Raw genomic sequence first — 16083 nt, 5'->3', positions numbered from 1 at the left:
TGGAGAAATCTACCGGGCACCACAGCCTTAGACTGTCGGCCATGACAATTGCAGGCAGCCCAGACTCCAACCCTGGCGAACGCAAGGTCGCCGTAGTAACCGGTGCCAGTTCAGGCATCGGGGAGGCAACGGCCAGAGTTCTTGCCGCTCAGGGCTATCACGTGGTCGTCGGCGCCCGCAGGGTGGACCGCATCGATGCCCTCGCCGCCGACATCGGCGGAACCGCCATCGCGCTCGACGTCACCGACGACACATCCGTCCAGCAGTTCTGTGACCAGGTGCCTGCGGTGGAGGTTCTGGTGAACAACGCCGGTGGGGCCAAGGGGCTTGCCACCGTCGCCGACGCGGACCTCGACGACTGGCGCTGGATGTGGGAGACCAACGTGCTGGGCACCCTGCGGATCACGAAGGCTCTGCTGCCCAAGCTGATCGAATCTGGCGACGGACTCATCGTCACCATCACGTCCATCGCAGCGATCGAGGCCTACGACAACGGCGCTGGATACACCTCGGCCAAGCACGCCCAGGCCCTCCTGCATCGAACGCTTCGCCCGGAGCTGCTGGGTAAACCGGTTCGGCTGACCGAGATCCAGCCCGGCATGGTCGAGACCGAGTTCTCACTCGTCCGATTCGGCGGAGACCAGGCCAAGGCCGATTCCATCTATGAGGGGCTGACACCGCTGACCGCCGACGACGTCGCCGAGGTGGTCGGTTTCGTGGCGAGCCGGCCCCCGCACGTCAATCTCGACACGATCCTGCTCAAACCGCGGGATCAGGCATCCGCACGCCGGAACATCAAGACCGGCTAGATCTTTCCCCGGTCAGCCCGCGGGGGTGTGCCGGTGTTCTGCGGGGTCGGTGGGATGCCGGAGACGTCGGGGGCGTCGGTGGGTGTGGCCGGGGCGTTCTTGACCTCGGGATCCCCGCCGAGAGCGGACATCGACTTCCAGGTCTGCCAGTCGTAGATCCAGTCGTAGATGTCACCGTCGGCCTCGGACAACGGGATGCGGGTGTTGGTGACCTCCACCGGGTCTCCGTACATCGCGGTGTTGAAGTACTGCTCCGCGTTCGCCAGCGACAGGTTGATGCACCCGTTGGTGACGTTGGACGAACCCTGCACTCCGACGGTGTCGGGGTTGGCGTGGATGAACTCACCGTTGTTGGAGATGCGTACGGCGAAGCGCTCGCGGACGTTGAAGTACCCGGCCGCCGGGTTGCTCATGTAGAAGTCTTCGTGCTTCTCGCTCACCACGTGGATGCCCGATCGCGTCACGTTGCGGTCGAGGTCGCCCTCGCCGTAGCTGCAGGGCAGCGTCATCAACGTGTTGCCGTCGTTCTGGACGACGATCTGATGCGAGTCGGCGTCCGCGAGCACCACCTGGTTGCGCCCGATCACGAAGTCGCTGGTGACGTCGGCCTCACCGTAGTAACCGTCGCCGTGGTCGAGGCCGTAGAGCTTTCCGACCATCGAGACCTTGGTGCCGGGCTGGTAGTAGTCCTTGGTACGCCAGTGCACCCGCGACCCACCGTCTTCGCCGAGCCAGCCCCAGCTGCCCTCGGTCTCTGGTGTGGTGGTGACCTTCAGCGCCTGCTCGACCGCTTTCTTGTCGGTCACGACCTCATCGAACTTGATGATGAGAGGCGCAGCGACACCCACTTCCTGGCCGTCGGCGATGTTGATGACCACGCCGATCTGGTTCTGCGGGGTAACGGTGGTGAAGGTGCGGCCACGGGAACCGTCTGGCGGTCGTCGCCGGTAGCCGAGCCCGCCCACGTGTACTGGCCGCCGTAGCCCAGGGGCTCGGAAATGGAGAAAGTCGTGCGATCCTCGGACATGGTGCCCGCCACCACACGCCCGTTGGCGTTCGTGAGCTGGACGTCCGGGTTCAGCACGCCGTCTTTCACGGTCACCGAGATCTCGCCGACCGGGGAAGCGTCTGTGGAATCGAGGGCAGGGCTGTACGACACCTCGGCAACAGGCTCTGCGGGACCCTTCTCGCCGGAGGCCGAGGTACCCGATTTGTCGTCGGTCGAGCAGGCTGCGGCAGTCACGCCGGCGACGCCGACGGCAAGTGCGGTGAGAGCCGAGCGCCTGGTGAGCAGCATGCGGTCACGGGGTTCGGTCATGCGTCAGACAATACCTGCAGGCAACGATCCCAAACGTCGACCAGGCCTGGTCAGCGTCCCAGCCCAGGACAGATGTCATTCAGAGGCTGCAACCAACCAGGACAGGCTCGGGTTCGAGCCAGAGGCCGAACCTGTCGTGAACTCCGTCACGTACCTGCCGTGCGAGGTCGATGATGTCCGACGTCCGCGCGTTCCCCCGGTTCGTCACCGCGAGCGAGTGCTTTGTCGACAGTCGGGCCGGCGCGTCCGTCCCGGGGAAACCCCTGCCGAAACCGGCCCGTTCGATGAGCCATCCGGCCGACATCTTGACGCCGCCCTCAGCCGGGAACTGAGGCACCCTCGCATCGTCGCCGAGTTCGTCGACGATCCTCGTCAGAACCGTCGGAAGGTGCTCCTGGGGAACGATGGGATTGGTGAAGAACGACCCCACGCTCCAGGTGTCGTGGTCGTCCGGATCGAGAACCATTCCTTTGCTCGCCCGTAGCGCGAGCACGGCCGCCCGCACATCGGCGGCGGGTGCCCGCTCGTCTTCCTCGACTCCCAGCGTCCGGGCCAGTTCGCCATACCGGATCGGCTGGCTGAGTCCATCTGCGTTCAGTCGGAATGACACTCGGATCACCACCTCGTCGCTTCGGCGCTTGAGGCGGCTGCTGCGGTACGCCAGTTCGAGGTCGCCGGGGTCCACCCAGTTCACCGCACCCGTCTGGCGGTCGAGAAGCTGCACCGAACGCATCAACGCCCCCACCTCGACCCCATAGGCGCCGACATTCTGCACCGGGGTCGCACCGACGGACCCTGGAATACCCGACAGACACTCGAGCCCACCGAATCCCCGCTCGACGCTCTGTGCCACCAGCTCGTCCCAGTTCACCCCGGCATCGGCGGTCACCTGATCGTCGCCCCAGTCCAAATCGGTACCGGCGATGCGCACCACCGTGCCGTCGAACCCGTCGTCGCCGACCACCAGGTTGGATCCGCCGCCCACCAACAGCACCGGGATGCCGGCCTCGTCGAGGTCGCGGACGGTCTCGATCAGGGAGTCGGCATCGGGGCAGGTGATCACCTCACCGGCCGGACCGCCCACACGCAGAGTGGTCATCTTTGCCAGAGGGACACGGTTGTCGGTTTGTGTGGCCACCCAGCAACGGTAGCCTGCACTCATGGCGACCAAGTTGCACCATTCCATCGACTTCCCCTGTCCCCCGGCTCAGTTCGCCGCGGCAGTGGCCGACGAGCAGTATTGGAAAGATCTGGTGGCCAATGTCGCCGCCGACCTCTCCGACCTGGATTCGTTCACCGACGAGGGCGACAAGGTCACCGTGGTGCTGCGACAGCGGGTTCCCGAGAAGAACCTCCCGTCGATGGTGACCAAGATCCGGCCTGGCGACCTGGAGATCACCCGCACCGTGGTGTGGTCCAAAGGTGAGGCCGCCGAAGGGGCTTTCACCGCAGTCGTCTCGGGCGCGCCGGCCAAGGTCAAAGGGTCGCAGAGGCTGATCGCGACGTCCACCGGTTGCGAGATCTCGTTCGATGGTTCGGTCGAGGTGTCCATTCCGTTTGTCGGCGGAAAGGTCGAGAAGGCGATCGCCGAGAACGTGGTGCAGCTCATCGAGGCCGAGCACGAATACACCACCGAATGGATCAACACCCACTGACCGGCGTTACGCTCTCCCTCATGGCACGACGTCTCTCCTACTCCGCCCGGTACCACCACCCTGCAAAAACGGTGTACGAGGCGCTCTCCTCCCGGGAGTTCTGGGACGCGCAGATGGAAGAGTTCCGCAAGCTGACGCCACAATCCGACATCGAGTCGCTCACGGTGGACGACAACGGTGTGGATCTGGTCCTCAAGCAGGTCCTTCCCCGCAGCGAGCTCCCGGCGATCGCCCAGACGGTGATGAAAAAGACATGATCATCACCCGCAAGGAGTTCCTCGGTCCGTTCGACCCGGAGAACACCAAGGGCACCTACGACGCCTCGATCCCCGCCGGGCCCGGCAGCCTGACGGGCTGGCAGGAGCTGTTCCCCACCGAGACCGGCAGCACCATCCGCAAGACCACCGAGGTCAAGGTCTACATCCCGTTCATCAACGGCAAACTCGAGCAGCTCATGCTGGTGAACCTGGTGGACCTCTTCCGCGGCGAAGCGGAGTTCACGTCGGGATGGATCGACGCCAACCTCTAGCCCCAAACCCGACGGCGCCATCACCAGGGGCACCACCGGGATCAACCGGCTGCGGCGGGTGGACCGCTGGATCGTCCATCACGACCTGATCGTCGAGGCCCTGGCATCGGCCGACAGTCCCCTGGCAGTCGATCTCGGCTACGGTGCACGTCCCGACACCGCTCTCGAACTCGCAGCCCGACTGCGCACCGTCGTCGCGGGCACCCAACTCGTCGGTCTCGAGATCGACCCCGGACGGGTGGTCCCGGCCCAGGACGGCGTTCGATTCGCGGTCGGCGGATTCGAACTCGCCGGCCTGCGACCCCATCTCGTGCGGGTCTTCAACGTGTTGCGGCAGTACGACGAAACAGAGGTCGTTGCGGCGTGGTCGAGGATGCAGCGGGGGCTCGCACCCGGCGGATACATCGTCGAGGGAACGTGCGACGAACTCGGCAGGCGGTGTTGCTGGATTCTGCTGGACAACACGAGGCCGTTGACATTCACCCTGTCCTGGGACCCGGCGCACAGCGGCCGGCCGTCGGATCTCGCCGAGCGCCTGCCCAAGGCTCTGATCCATCGCAACGTCCCCGGCGAGCGGATCCATCATCTGCTCACCGTCCTCGACCGATGCTGGGATGTTGCCGCTCCGATGGCTCCGTTCGGTCCTCGCCAGCGCTGGCGTCGCACCCTGGAGTTGCTGTCCGACAACGGGATCGACCCCCTGCTCGACCGCCGTCGCCATCGCGACAATGTCGTCACGGTCCCCTGGGATGTCGTCGCCCCCGCCACCTAGCCCGCCCGCCGACCGCGCCCTCACCCCGTCGTCCGCGGGCGGCATCGGGCGGTCGTAGGGTAGGTCGCATGCGTATCGCCCTGGCCCAGATCACCAGCGGCACCGACCCGTCCGCGAATCTGGCCCTGGTGGCCGAGCAGAGCGCCGCGGCCACGGACGCCGGCGCGGAACTGGTGATCTTCCCCGAGGCCACGATGTGCCGTTTCGGAGTTCCGCTGGGTCCGGTGGCCGAACCACTGGACGGCCCGTGGGGGCGCGGGGTCGGCGATATTGCCCGGGACCACGGGATCACCGTGGTGGCCGGCATGTTCACGCCCGGTGACGAGGGCAGGGTGCGGAACACGCTGGTGATCGCCGACCCGGACGGCGACCTCATCGGCTACGAGAAGGTCCACCTCTACGACGCGTTCGGTTTCAAGGAATCGCGGACGGTACAGGCAGGTGACGATGTGGTCACCTTCGACATCGACGAGACAGCGGTCGGTGTCGCGACCTGTTACGACATCCGCTTCCCCGCGTTGTTCACCGCGCTCGCCGATCGTGGTGCCCAACTGATCGTGGTGCCTGCGTCCTGGGGTGCGGGTGACGGCAAGCTGGAACAGTGGCGCACCCTGGCCGCTGCCCGCGCCCTCGACAGCGGTTGTTTTGTGGTAGCGCTGGGGCAGGCCGTACCCGACGACCCCGATGTCGCGGGGTCGTCGGCGCCGACCGGAATCGGACACTCGCTTGTGGTGGGCCCCTTCGGGAACGTGCACACAGAACTGGGCGACGACCCCGAATTCGCCGTCATCGACCTCGACTTCACCGAAGTGGACCGTGCGCGTGCCTCGATCGCAGTGCTGGCGAACCGCCGTCCCATCGAATGATCACCCTGCCATTTCCATGCCATGACCTGCGGCATTGCGATACTTAGCGAACTCTTACCCCGTTTGGCCCTCTGACCATGCATTATCGACGTGATGAATCAACGCGACGACGCCGAATCGACCCAGGCCGGGCAGCCCTCTCCCAATGCCGCCGACCGAGCCGAGGGAAACGATCTCGCCGACACAACCCAGACGCCCCGACCCGATTCCGGCCAGACCCCGCAGACCGATCCAGGTCACGGAACCGGTACTGATGCTGCAGGCACGCACGGCGTGCCCGACAATGCACAGGATGACCCGAACCCGCCCACCGACAAGTTCGCGCCGGTCGGGGCCGGCCAGCAGTCCGACACGGCGTGGTCGCAAGGTCGCCACGACACCACCCAGCTCGAGGTGCCGCCGGACGGTTTCGCGCCCTACGACGGACCCGGAGAGCCCCCGATCCCCCCGGCCGGACCTCCCTACGGTCCAGGCGGGCCCGACGACGGTGGGGTCACGCCCCAGCGACCAAAGCGCAGGCGTGGCTTGATCGTCGGAATGGTGTCGCTCAGCCTCGTGCTGCTGCTGGTGATCCTCGGGGTCGGCAGTGAGCTGTACCTCCGGAGCAAGTCCAAGGACTGCCTCGAACAGTCCTTCGGCGAACTCACCGGAGCACCGACCTCGGTGTCGCTGAGCAAAAAGCCCATGTTGATGCAGTGGATGTCGGGAGAGATCCCGTACGTCCAGGTCGACACCAGCGACGAGGGCGACTCGGCCATGAAGCTGCATGCTCGCGCAGACGACATCAGCAGCGGCGACAAAGACGCCACCGTCGGCGAACTACAGGGCAACGGCTACGTCCCCTTCAGCCGGATCATGGAGCTCAGCCAGCAGACCCAGGACCCGGCGACCACCACGGACCCGAACACGTCCGACCCGGGCTCCGGTGGTCTCGGTGGTCTCCTGTCGGCCATGGGTGGCGGGCTGAAGGTGGACAAGGTCACCGGCAACGAAGCTGCGGGCACCATCACGATCGGCGGCAACTTCCAGCTGCTGATGTTCTCGCTGCCTGCCGAGGCGGAGCTCAAACCGATCACCAAGGACGGCAAGCTGACGTTCGAGGTCGTCGACGCCAGCGCGGCATCGTTCGGCATCCCGACCTCGTGGGCGCAGCTTCTCGTCGACCAGGTCAGTGCCGGCCTGTTCCCGCCGATGTTCGATCAGGTGAGTTTCGACCAGCTCAAGGTCACCGATCGTGGAGTCGAGTTCGCGTTCTCCGGAACCGACATCGCCCTCCCGCAGAGCAGCGAGTCGAGCAGCAACAGCGAGAGCGACACCTGCAGCGTCGTCTGAGTGCCGGTCGACTGAACCGGGCCGGCTGAACCCGGAAGACGTCAGCTGAACACCACGGTCTTTCGTCCGTGCACCAGCACGCGGTCCTCGAGATGCCAGCGGAGCCCGCGTGCGAGCACCAGCTTCTCGATGTCGCGGCCCTGGCGCACCATGTCGGCCACCGAGTCGGAGTGGTCGATGCGGATCACGTCCTGTTCGATGATGGGGCCCGCGTCCAGCTCGCTGGTGACGTAGTGGCAGGTGGCCCCGATCAGCTTCACCCCTCGGGTGAACGCCTGGTGGTAGGGCCGCGCCCCGACAAAGGACGGGAGGAAGCTGTGGTGGATGTTGAGCGCCTTGCGCGCCCAGTGATCACACAACTCCTCGGGCAGGATCTGCATGAACCGCGCCAGCACCACCGCGTCGGGGTTGTGGACGTCGACGAGTTCGCGTAGTTCCTCGAAGGCCGCGGCCTTGTCCTCGCCGAACGGAACGTGGTGGAACGGCACGCCCATGCGCGCGGTGAAGTCCTCGAGTGCCCGGTGGTTGCCGATGACCGCGTTGATCTCGGCGGGCAGCTCGCCTCGGTAGGAGCGGCCCAGGAGGTCGCCGAGGCAGTGGCCTTCTTTGCTCACCAGCAGCACGGTCTTCTTCGGCACGGCCGAATCGCTCACGCGCCATTCGGTTTCCGGGCCCAGCCCGGCGACCACCTCGGACTCGAACCGGGCCCGCAGCTCGTCGACATCCATCTGCACCGAGTCCGCGCGCACAGCCTGGCGGGTGAAGAACCAGCCGTTGTCGGGATCGGAGTGGTAGGCCGCCTCCACGATCCAACCGCCGATCTCGGCCAAGAATCCCGAGATCCGGGCAACGATGCCCGTGGTGTCGGGGCAGCCGAGAGTCAGCACATAGCGGTGGCCGGCGGAATCGACCGGCGAGAGTGTGGTCACAACCAACCAGTGTGCCAAGCTCGGTTCATGTCCGATACCTTGCCTGCCCCGACCGGTTCGAGCCTCACCCGGCGTGTGGTCGCCGCGATGGTGGATCACACACTTCTCAAACCCGAGGCGACCCGTGCCGATGCCGAGGCAACGGTCGCCGAAGCCGCCGATCTGGGTGTGCTCGCCGTCTGCCTCTCCCCGTCGATGCTGCCCATCGACACCGGCGCCCAGCGGAGCTGTGTGGTCGCCGGATTCCCCTCCGGCAAGCATCATTCGCTGGTCAAGGCGGCCGAAGCGCGGCTCGCGGTTGATTCCGGCGCACAGGAGATCGACATGGTGATCGACGTCGGCGCTGCCGTGGACGGCAGGTTCGACGAGATCTTCGCCGACGTCCTCACCGTCCGCGAGGGAATCGGCTCGTCGATCACGCTGAAGGTCATCATCGAGTCCGCAGCGCTGTTGTCGCTCGCCGGCCCCGACACCGTCACGGCGGTGTGCCAGGCCGCGGTCCGAGGTGGGGCATCGATGGTGAAGACCTCCACCGGTTTTCATCCTGCTGGAGGTGCGACTGTCGAGGCGGTGCGACTCATGGCCGCGGCCGTGGGCCCCGGGGTGGGGGTCAAGGCCAGCGGAGGCATCCGTACCGCCGACCTCGCGGCCGAGCTGATCGCGGCCGGTGCCACCCGGCTCGGTCTGTCCGGGTCCCGGGCAGTGCTCGACGGGTTCCCCGATTAACGTGGTCGTGGCGTGGCGGAGAAGAGCTCCTCGATCGTCCGGTTGAATCGCTCCGGCTGCTCCCAATTGAGCAGATGCGTTGCGCCGCGCCAGGTTTCGAATCGTTCGAGCGAGCCCGCGTAGCGCAGGGCATTGGCCACCGGATCGGCCAGCCTGGGCGGTGTCAGCCTGTCCCGGTCCCCCACCACCACTGCGACGGGCACCGGCATGTTCGCCAACCCGCGCTCGACGTGCAGATCTTCCAGCGCTCTGCCGACCTTTGCCCTTGTGCGCCAGTCGGTCTCACGTAAGAGTGAGTCGAGGAACTTGAGCTGCGGGCGACTGATCCCGGGGAACAGCGCTCCGGCGACCGTCATACCGGATCGCATCATCAGGTCACCTCCGGGCCAGTGGATCGCCCGAAATGCGAGCCACGCGAACTCGTACTCGGCTCGGCGGGCGAGAGTGGCCGGATCTGCAAAGCGCATGGCGGCTTTGGTGACCGGCGCCGTGGCCGCGGTCCCGGCGAGCATGATCGCTCGCGCGTACGTTCGGACGCTCGCCGGGAACTGTGCAGCCCAGCTCATGACCGACATGCCACCCATGCTGTGCCCGACGATCACCGCTCTCTCACCGTCGGATACCACCGCACGCAGGACAGCGTCCAGGTCTTGGCCGAGGTGGTCGTTCACCGTGGGGTCGGACCCGAGGGCCGAACGCCCGTGGCCACGCTGGTCGTAGATGACCACCCGGTAGCGGTCTGCGAGTCCGTTCACCTGCGGATACCAGTATTTGGAGTTGACGGCGAAGCCGTGGACGAGCACCACCACCGGAGCGCCGGCGGGACCATAACTGCTGACCACGATCGAGGCGCCCGCCGGCCTGTCGACGGTCCGATGTTCCACCGGTTGTCGGGGCTCGTGCAGGACCGCCTGATCGCGGGTGGCCATCAGGCGGTGCGTTGCAGCAGATCGGTGATCAGTTTGTTGTACCCGTCGGAGTTCTCGATACTGCTCATGTGCCCGATGCCCGGCCACATCACCAGCTCTTCGAGGTGGCCGTGGCTCTGTAGCACCTTGGCCATCTGCTCCGAATGCACCGGCGGAGTGAGCTTGTCGTCGCAGCCGACCACAACGACCGTGGGCACCACCAGGGCGTCGAGTCCGGCAGACACGTTCAGGTCCACCATCGCGTTCCCCCATTTCCCGCGGGAGCGACCTGGGCACGAGGCCACCATGTCGTCACAGAAGTCGACGTGGGATTTGCGCGACGTGGTGTTCAGCGCGATGTACTGGGTCACCTTGCGCGACATCTGCGTCCGCGGCAGGTGGATCGTGGCGCCGGCGACGAGCCGACCCGTCAGGTACTCCATCGGCGAGAGTGCCTTCGGGAGATCGAGCGGGATCAGGCCGAGGTTGGGCAGCAGATGGTTGGAACACGTCGAGGTGAGTACCACCGCACGCGCCACGTCCGACACGGTGTCGGGGAACTGCTGCGCCCAGGACAGGATGGTCATCCCACCCATGCTGTGTCCGGCGATCAACGCCTTGCGCCCTGCGGGCACCACGGAGGTGAGGACGGACTGGAGATCCTGACCGAGCAGGTCGGTACTGAGCTTCGTCTTGCCACGAGGCGACTCACCGTGCCCACGCTGGTCGTACGCGATCACGCGGAAGCGGTCGGAGAAGGTGTTGATCTGGGGATACCAGTACTTGGTGTTGCAGGTCCAGCCATGGACCAGCACCATCAGCTCGCCGTCGGGTGGACCGTACGCAACGACGTTGATCGGGGTGCCGTCAGCAGCGATCACCTCGATGTGCTCGGGGTCCTGCGCCGGTGTGGCGAGCAGCGGGTCGGGCTCGTCTTCGATCGGGTCAGGTGCTTTCAGGGCCTCTCGCACGATCGATCCGAGGAAGGTGCCGGTGATCGCCGCTCCGGCCGCGATCACTCCTGCGCCTACCGCGGCACCGCCGACAGCCACTGATCGTGTGTTCATCTGTCCGATCTACCCATCTCTATGTGGAGCCGGACTCCGCCTGGACTCCGGCCTTCTCGTCATCTGTTGCCATCATCAGTTCGGCACCGCGATCGAGCGCCTTGGAGATCTCGGTGTCCATCGCCTTGCTGAACGCGACCTCGACGATCTCGTGCGCCATGGGCCGCACGGTGTGCACGAGTTCGGCCAGCCGGATCACTTCGCTCTCCTCGAGCTCGAGCGGCGACCCGTCCTCGAAGTACTTGTCGGTGACGATCGAAACAAAGCTTGCCGCGATGTCCTGCAGATCTTGCTGGACCCGCTCCCATCGCGTGAGCAGAACATCCAGATCGATGCCCGCCTTCACCAGGACCTCGGCGCCGGCCAGCACCTCAGGGTTGGTCACGGCATAGCCCGCACCCTCTTTGACCAGCAGTCCGAGACGCTGGCCGAGCGCAATGTTGCTGTCGGTGGCCCCGAGCCCTTTGCGGAGTTCGGTGATCGTGATGGTGGCCATCCGACGGAAGTTCTTCCACCGGCTACCGCGCTTGGGCTCTCCCTCGAGGACGTGTTCCACCTTCAGCCCATAGCGGGCGGCCATCAACAATTCGCTGATCGTGGCGAAGGTGTACCCGCGCTCGAGCATCTGCGAGATCACCTTGAGCCGGCTCAGATGTTCAGCCGAGTACCAGCCCGTGCGCCCCTTTATCTTTGGCGGCGGCAACAACCCACGGTCCTGATAGACCCTGATGTTGCGAACGCTGACGCCGGAGACATCCGCGAGTTCGTTGATCCGGTATTCAGCCATCCGCTCATTCTAGGTCGGGTCGTGATGCTTGACGGCGGAGGCGGGCCGGTATCGCCGGTCGTCGTCAGATGATTGCGGCCCGCTTGAGCAGCAGTTTGCCGGGGCCACCGATCAGACCGCACTCGTCGAGGAAGCGGATGGTCTTGGCAAAGCCGTCCGTGGTGCGGTCGCGGTAGTGCACATTGTTCCGCGCAGCCCGCTTGGCCTCGCGCTTGTCGAGGCCCGCGGCCTCGTACACCTTCGGGTTCACGAGGCTGTACATCACCAGGTACACGGTGACGGCCAGCGAGAGCTGGGTCATGCGACGACGCATGGGGGTCATCTCGGCCGCGATGCGCACCGTTTCTTCGCGGGCGAAGCGGATGTGACGGGCTTCCTCGAGCACGTGGATCTTGCTCACCGTGCGTGTGACTGGTTGTACGCGATCGTCTTTCATGAAATCGCGTTGCATCATGTCGAGGATCTCCTCGGCGGCAAGGGTGCCACCGAAGGCCAGGGATCCCGACGCCAGCGCCTTGAAGGGCCGCGAGAGAAAGTTGACCCACCGGGGCCGCTCGTAGTTGGGAATACCGAAGACCTCTGCCGCCTTGGCGAACATGGTCGAGTGGCGGCACTCATCGGCGATCTCGGTGAGCGCGAACTGGAAGTGCGGGCTCGCCGGGTCCTGGCGGTAGGCGTCGCGGATGAGCATCTGCATGAGGATGAGCTCGAACCAGATACCCGTGGCGCTGATGCTCGCGGCCTCGTGGTTGGTGAGGGTGATGCGCTGCTCTTCGGTCATCCGGTCCCACAGGTCCGTGCCGTAGAGGCTGCACCACTCCGGGGTCATGCCGTAGAGACCGGGGACCACCTCGGCATCCCAATCGACCTCGATGAGCGGGTCATAGGACTTGCGTGCGGCCGACTTCAACAACCTCTTGGCGATGTCCTGCCGGTCGTGCACGCGGTCGAGTCTGGACGCGGGTTCGACAGTCATTGTCATCGCGGACTCCCTTCCAAAGGACGATGTGTGCTTAGGACCACAGTCCTATACGACACCGCCCATTGTCAAGGTTATTCGTCAATCAATGTTGTCATCGTTTGCGAAACCAGGACTGATTCTGAATGGAATCGACCCGGGGCCGCACGTCGACGATGTAGACGATCGCAGCGACCACAGCGATGATCCCGAGGAAGCTGATCGCGCCGAACAGCCAGATGATCAATGTTGCAGCCGCGAGGATGCTCACCCAGATCACCTTCGTCTGGCGGTCGACCGCCGGAAAGGCATCCTGCCGCTGAAGCGCGGCATGCACCAACGACACCGCCGCCGCGACTCCGGCTGCGACCGTCAACAGCAACAGGACAATGCTCTGCGCGTAACCCATGAAAGAGATGACATCCACGGTGGCAGCCTACTGTCCGGTTCGCCGAAGTTGGCGGTCGCGCCGAAGAAACACGGCGGCGGTGAGCCTGACGGCTCGTCAGTCGAGAACTATCCGGTGGTCTTCTTGGCCGGAGCCTTCTTGGCCGGAGCAACCTTCTTGGCGGGCGCCTTCGCTGCGGAGGCAGGTGTGGCAGCCTTCGCTGGGGCCTTCTTGGCGGGGGCCTTGGCCTGGGCCGGCTCCTTGGCGGCCGGCGTCTTCTGAGCCGCTTCCTTGGCCTCGGCGATCTTCTTGGCCGGCGAGTTCTTGGCAGCACGCGCCTTGATCTCGACCTTGCCTGCGGTGCCGTTGAGCTTGTCGGTGGCCTCGTCGGTGGCGTCCTCGATGGCCTCTTCGATGTTGGCCGAGGCGCGGCCGGCGAGCTTCGCCGCACGCTGGCCCACAGCCCGCGTCTGCGAGGAGATGGTGCCGAGGGTGTCCTCGGTCAGGTCAACCGCGTCGTTGTAGACCTTCTCGGCGCGCGAGAGCTGTTCTCCGACAGCAGGAGCGGTGCGCAGGCGCTCGACGGTCTCTTCGCCACGTTCGGCGAGGGAGTTGTAGATGCCGGTCGCGACCTCGATGTAGGCCTCGGCGACCTTGCGCAGCTCTTCAGGGGTGAACTTGGTGCGCAGCTCTTCCACGGTCGAGGGAACCTCTTCCGGCAGCGCCGTGATGCGCTCGCGGGTTTCCTCGATGCGACTCTGAGCGGTGGTTCGGGTCTCTTCGAAACGCGCCTGAGCCTGCTCGGTGGCGGTTTCGGTGCGCTCGCGCAACTGGGCGATCACTTCGTTGACCTGCTTGAGGGCGAGGTCCCCGGCGCCGACAGCGGCGTAGATCGGATTGGCGAGATTGCGGTCTGACTTGGTCATGTTTTGTCTCCAGTATCTGAGGTTGGTGCTGATTCTGTTGTGTCCGTGTCGCTTTCGCCCGCAGCCCGGTTCTCTTTACAGAAGGACTCGTAGATCTCGAGCAACACTTGTTTCTGGCGTTCACTGATGGCGGTGTCTGCCATCAGTGCGTCGCGCATCGGACTCGCGGGCCGTTCTTCCAGAATTCCGGCCCGCACGTACAGCACTTCGGCAGACACACGCAGCCCCTTGGCGATCTGGGCCAGTACGTCTGCAGAAGGTTTGCGCAACCCTCGTTCGATCTGACTGAGGTACGGATTACTCACCCCCGCGCGCTCAGCTAGCTGGCGCAATGACACCTCGGCGGCGATCCGTTGAGACCTGATGAAACTACCTATGTCCTGGGCAGCGGTGGCAACGTTGGCACCGATGTCCTGTGCCGCGTTCGCGACAACCGCCGTCACCGGATCGTCTTCGGATTCAGCTGGTGTGGGAACCATTCGGCTACTCCTTCAGGCTTCGGTTCCCCATACTGCCATGTCTGCTAGCAATTGCAAGCAATCTGCTAATTCGTGATGAAAGCCACAGCAGTTGGCTGGTCAGAGGCGCACTCGCCTGCAGTCCCGTCTCGCCCGCCTAATGGAAGAGCAGCACGGACACGGTGTAGATGGTGAGGCCGGCCAGCGATCCCACCACGGTGCCGTTGATCCTGATGAACTGTAGGTCGCGACCCACCTGCAGCTCGATCTTCTTGCTCGTGTCGTCGGCGTCCCAACCACGGACCGTCTCGGTGATCACCGAGATGATCTCCTGCGAGTAGTTCTGCGAGACGTGCCGTGCCACGCGCACCATCCACTGGTTCATCTTGTTCTGCAACACCTCGTCGTCACGGATGCGGACGGCCACCTGGATGATCGAATCGGTCAGCGTGGCCCGCAGCGTCCCGTTGGGGTCGGCCAACAACTGCTCGATGAGTGCCTTGCCCGCATTCCAGGCGGTCGACGCCGCTCCGGTGACCTCGTCACGTTCGAGCATCTCGGTCTTGATCGCCTCGAGTCTCGCGATGGTCGCCGGATCGTTCTGCAGGTCGGTCGCCAGTTGGACGAGCATGGCGGTCATCGCCTGGCGCACCTGATGATCCGGATCCGACCTCACCTTGAAGGTGAACTCCACCAGCTCACGGTAGAGACGGTCGCCGACCAGGGAGTTCACGAACTTCGGAGCCCACGCGGGCCCGTCCTTGTCGATCACCCGGTCGATCAGATCCTGGCTGCCCAAAGCGAAGTCGTGGGCGCGGTCGCAAACCATCTGGATCACCGGCTCCAGCCGGTTCTCCGCGATCAACTGTTCGAGCACCCGCCCGGCGGGCGGTCCCCATTCAGGTTCGGCGGCCCAGCGCATTCCCGCCATGATCAGCTGCTCGATGTCCTCGTCGTCGAGCATCTCGGCAGCGAAGGCGATACCCCGCGCCGCTTCGGCACCCACCCGGGGTGCGTTCTTCGGATCGGCGAGCCACGACGAGACCCGGGTGGGCAATGCCAGTTGCGACACCTTGTCTTCGATGACCTCGGGGGTCATGAAGTTGTCCTCGATGAAGTCGCCGAGCTGTTCGCCGATCTGGTCCTTCTTCTTCCGGATCAACGCAGTGTGCGGAATCGGAATCCCCAGTGGGTGTTTGAACAGCGCCGTCACCGCGAACCAGTCGGCGAGCGCGCCCACCATTCCGGCCTCGGACGCCGCGCGTACGTAACCCACCCAGGCAGCGACGTTGTCGCCGTCCCGATCCTCGATCCAGCGACAGAAGAAGTAGACGGCAGCGGCGAACAGCAGGAACCCGGTGGCCACCATCTTCATCCGCCGAAGCGCGGCCTTGCGTTCGGCGTCGGCTCCGCTGAGCCCGGCGATGGTCCGTTTCGGGGCCTCACCCGACGGCAAGGACGAGGGCCGGCCGGACGGCAACTCACCGGGCAGCCGGTGGCGTCCACCCGAGTCGATGGCCGGCGTCGTCGCTTGAGTCGGATTCATTCATCCAGTGTTACCCAAACTCGGGGTACAGAATCGCGCCGGCGAAGGTGACTCGGCTCTCTTTGGGTGTTGCGCAGTGCCAGGGAACATAAGCTGGACGCGACCACCC

16 protein-coding genes and 2 pseudogenes are annotated in these 16083 nt (G+C 65.2%); 7 read left to right on the top strand and 11 right to left on the bottom strand.

Translation table 11 applies throughout. The features are described from left to right. The first annotated feature begins 41 nt into the window (after positions 1–41). Positions 42–809, top strand: a complete 768-nt coding sequence (locus MVA47_RS08235) for an SDR family NAD(P)-dependent oxidoreductase (RefSeq protein WP_247207435.1) — start codon at positions 42–44, stop codon at positions 807–809. Here MVA47_RS08235 and MVA47_RS08230 read toward each other — a convergent pair. Both MVA47_RS08230 and MVA47_RS08225 read right to left on the bottom strand, forming a co-directional pair. Beyond that, a pseudogene (locus MVA47_RS08230) lies at positions 806–2127 on the bottom strand (Ig-like domain-containing protein). The gene MVA47_RS08235 and the pseudogene MVA47_RS08230 sit on opposite strands and share 4 nt — an antisense overlap. Before the next feature lie 79 nt (positions 2128–2206). Then, complete coding sequence (locus MVA47_RS08225) at positions 2207–3289, bottom strand: UDP-N-acetylmuramate dehydrogenase (RefSeq protein ID WP_247207434.1); 1083 nt, start codon at positions 3287–3289, stop codon at positions 2207–2209. Here MVA47_RS08225 and MVA47_RS08220 point away from each other — a divergent pair. From MVA47_RS08220 to MVA47_RS08200, 5 genes and pseudogenes are all read left to right on the top strand, one after another. Then, positions 3288–3782, top strand: coding sequence for a DUF2505 domain-containing protein (locus MVA47_RS08220; protein WP_023957469.1), 495 nt, complete (start codon positions 3288–3290; stop codon positions 3780–3782). The two genes, MVA47_RS08225 and MVA47_RS08220, sit on opposite strands and share 2 nt — an antisense overlap. 20 nt (positions 3783–3802) lie before the next feature. After that, a pseudogene (locus MVA47_RS08215) lies at positions 3803–4311 on the top strand (DUF2505 domain-containing protein). A gap of 49 nt (positions 4312–4360) precedes the next feature. Then, a complete protein-coding gene (locus tag MVA47_RS08210) occupies positions 4361–5083 on the top strand; it encodes a class I SAM-dependent methyltransferase (RefSeq protein WP_247210666.1) in 723 nt (240 codons plus the stop codon). Positions 5084–5151: 68 nt separating this feature from the next. Then, positions 5152–5949 (top strand): carbon-nitrogen hydrolase family protein, encoded by a 798-nt coding sequence (locus MVA47_RS08205; RefSeq protein ID WP_247207433.1) that lies wholly within the window; start codon positions 5152–5154, stop codon positions 5947–5949. Between the two features lie 93 nt (positions 5950–6042). Beyond that, the gene (locus MVA47_RS08200) at positions 6043–7281 is read left to right on the top strand and encodes an LmeA family phospholipid-binding protein (RefSeq protein WP_247207432.1); all 1239 of its coding nucleotides are present in this window, start codon (positions 6043–6045) and stop codon (positions 7279–7281) included. 41 nt (positions 7282–7322) lie between these two features. Here the strand turns inward: MVA47_RS08200 and purU are convergent, their stop codons facing one another. Then, complete coding sequence (gene purU, locus MVA47_RS08195; RefSeq protein ID WP_247207431.1) at positions 7323–8210, bottom strand: formyltetrahydrofolate deformylase; 888 nt, start codon at positions 8208–8210, stop codon at positions 7323–7325. A 27-nt stretch (positions 8211–8237) separates the two neighbouring features. Between purU and deoC the strand changes: the two genes are divergently transcribed. Then, positions 8238–8936 carry a deoxyribose-phosphate aldolase gene (gene deoC / locus MVA47_RS08190; RefSeq protein WP_247207430.1) on the top strand — a complete coding sequence of 233 codons (699 nt, stop codon included), beginning with the start codon at positions 8238–8240 and terminating at the stop codon, positions 8934–8936. On the opposite strand, the gene MVA47_RS08185 is transcribed toward deoC, so the two are convergent. From MVA47_RS08185 to MVA47_RS08150, 8 genes are all read right to left on the bottom strand, one after another. Beyond that, positions 8933–9865, bottom strand: coding sequence for an alpha/beta fold hydrolase (locus MVA47_RS08185; protein WP_247207429.1), 933 nt, complete (start codon positions 9863–9865; stop codon positions 8933–8935). The genes deoC and MVA47_RS08185 overlap by 4 nt on opposite strands. Then, positions 9865–10911, bottom strand: coding sequence for an alpha/beta fold hydrolase (locus MVA47_RS08180; RefSeq protein WP_247207428.1), 1047 nt, complete (start codon positions 10909–10911; stop codon positions 9865–9867). The genes MVA47_RS08185 and MVA47_RS08180 overlap by 1 nt, the downstream gene beginning before the upstream one ends. A 19-nt stretch (positions 10912–10930) precedes the next feature. Further along, positions 10931–11698, bottom strand: a complete 768-nt coding sequence (locus tag MVA47_RS08175) for a MerR family transcriptional regulator (protein ID WP_247207427.1) — start codon at positions 11696–11698, stop codon at positions 10931–10933. A 64-nt stretch (positions 11699–11762) separates the two neighbouring features. Next, positions 11763–12680, bottom strand: a complete 918-nt coding sequence (locus tag MVA47_RS08170; RefSeq protein WP_247207426.1) for a diiron oxygenase — start codon at positions 12678–12680, stop codon at positions 11763–11765. A 91-nt stretch (positions 12681–12771) separates the two neighbouring features. After that, positions 12772–13065, bottom strand: a complete 294-nt coding sequence (locus MVA47_RS08165) for a DUF2516 family protein (protein ID WP_247210665.1) — start codon at positions 13063–13065, stop codon at positions 12772–12774. A gap of 107 nt (positions 13066–13172) precedes the next feature. Continuing rightward, positions 13173–13970 carry a heparin-binding hemagglutinin gene (locus MVA47_RS08160; RefSeq protein WP_247207425.1) on the bottom strand — a complete coding sequence of 266 codons (798 nt, stop codon included), beginning with the start codon at positions 13968–13970 and terminating at the stop codon, positions 13173–13175. After that, positions 13967–14449: a helix-turn-helix domain-containing protein gene (locus tag MVA47_RS08155; RefSeq protein WP_247207424.1), complete on the bottom strand. Its 483-nt coding sequence runs from the start codon at positions 14447–14449 to the stop codon at positions 13967–13969. Before MVA47_RS08155 ends, MVA47_RS08160 begins: the two co-directional genes overlap by 4 nt. A 136-nt stretch (positions 14450–14585) precedes the next feature. Further along, a complete protein-coding gene (locus MVA47_RS08150) occupies positions 14586–15974 on the bottom strand; it encodes a DUF445 domain-containing protein (RefSeq protein WP_374474140.1) in 1389 nt (462 codons plus the stop codon). Positions 15975–16083 lie beyond the last annotated feature (109 nt).

It is taken from the genome of Williamsia sp. DF01-3 (assembly GCF_023051145.1).
In the GTDB taxonomy this organism is placed as follows: Bacteria; Actinomycetota; Actinomycetes; order Mycobacteriales; family Mycobacteriaceae; genus Williamsia.
This window is presented reverse-complemented; position numbering and strand designations above follow the sequence as displayed.